Consider the following 1,839-nt stretch of genomic DNA (forward strand, 5'->3'; position numbering starts at 1 on the left):
GGCATTGCATCGTTATTACTTATTGACGGGCACTGGCGCAAATTCTCTATCTTTTCAGATCCGGTATCCTTTGCTTATAACATGTCCATGTCGGCTATTTTTTGCATTAGCCTTATATCAGGAAATATAAAGCTTTGGAAAAAAATAATTCTGGGTGGTTTAACGGTATTATTCCTGGTTTCCATGTTGTATTCGGGAACAAGGGGTGCTAACGTGCTGGTTCCAGCAGCTGTATTTCTTTTCGCCATTTTAAAATATAACCGCAAGGTGCTCATATTTGCAGGCATAGCATTCGCTTTCCTGGTTATATTGATAAACGTACCCACCGGCGATCCAAATCTGTCTCGTTTTCAAACCGCGTTCAGACCCAATCAGGATGCATCTTATAAATTGCGAAAATTCAACCAGAAACGCATCCAACCTTATATATTATCACACCCAATAGGGTTCGGACTTGGCTCCACCGGTACCTGGGGTAAAAGATTCGGTAACAACTCCTATGTAGCCCAGTTTCAGCCCGACAGCGGTTATGTAAGGGTATCTGTTGAGCTGGGATGGGTGGGACTCCTTATCTTCTGCATGTTAATGTTCACTGTTTTAAAAACGGGCATCAACAACTATTACCAGATAAAGGACCCCGAACTTAAAACTTATTGCCTGGCAATACTCCTGATAATTTTTGCTTACAACATAGCCAATTTTCCGCAGGAGGCGCTTGTTCAGTTTCCGTCAAACGTATATTTTTCTTTAGATATGGCATTGCTTACGGTATTATTCAGGCTTGATAAAGAAAAACAAGAAAATGAGGCTAAACCATTATTAACACTAAATACTGATAATAATGGCTGATAATTATACCATAAGTAACCGGGATATTATAATTGTTGGCCAGCAACCCTGGGATGTTGAGATAGGGAGCAATTGCAAAAATATTGCCCTTGAATTTAGCAAACACAACCGGGTATTGTATATTAATTCGCCGCTTGACAGGATCACTAAACTTAAACAAAAGGCTGATCCAAAAGTTAAAAAACGTATTGATGTGATTAATAGTAAAACAGACGGCCTGGTTAAGATCGGCGAAAACCTGTGGAATTATTATCCCGATGAACTCATAGAATCTATTAATTGGATCAAAAGCGATTTTATTTATAACTGGTTCAACAAAATAAATAATAAAAGATTTGCCCGCTCTATAAACAAAGCCATAAAACAGATTGGTTTTAAGGACTTTATATTATTTAATGACAATGATATCTTTAGGTGTTTTTATTTAAAAGAACTGTTGAAGCCCACCGTAAGTATCTATTATTCCAGAGATTATTTATTGTATGTTGATTACTGGAAACTTCACGGCCAAAAACTCGAACCGGAGCTTATTAAAAAAAGTGATCTGTGCGTGGCTAATTCTACCTATCTGGCCAATTATTGCAAACAATACAATACCCACTCCTGGTATGTAGGCCAGGGCTGCGATCTTGAAGTATTTACCAATAAGCAAGACACACCTTTACCCCAAGACATAATCGGTCTTCAAAAGCCTATTATAGGGTATGTGGGTGCGTTACAAAGCATCCGGCTTGATCTGGAATTGTTACACCACATCGCTACGCAAAAACCCGATTGGAGCATTGTGCTGGTTGGCCCGGAGGACGAACAATTTAAAGTGCATAATTTGCACGAGCTCAAAAATGTCCATTTCCTGGGCAGCAAAAACCCTGATACGCTCCCGGCGTATATTAATTCATTTGATGTTTGCTTAAACCCGCAGGTTGTTAACCAGGTTACCATTGGCAATTACCCGCGCAAAATTGATGAATACCTGGCTATGGGTAAGCC

At 39.4% G+C, this 1,839-nt stretch carries 2 protein-coding genes; both read left to right on the forward strand.

From position 1 onward, the window contains the following. Window positions 1–849: O-antigen ligase family protein (locus AC1DRQ_RS31210; protein ID WP_477429976.1), on the forward strand; the 849-nt coding region annotated here is incomplete at its 5' end. Next, on the forward strand, window positions 842–1,839 hold a 998-nt coding region (locus AC1DRQ_RS31215), incomplete at its 3' end, for a glycosyltransferase (protein WP_477429978.1). The genes AC1DRQ_RS31210 and AC1DRQ_RS31215, both read left to right, overlap by 8 nt.

The organism is Mucilaginibacter sp. P4_E8 (genome assembly GCF_056401495.1).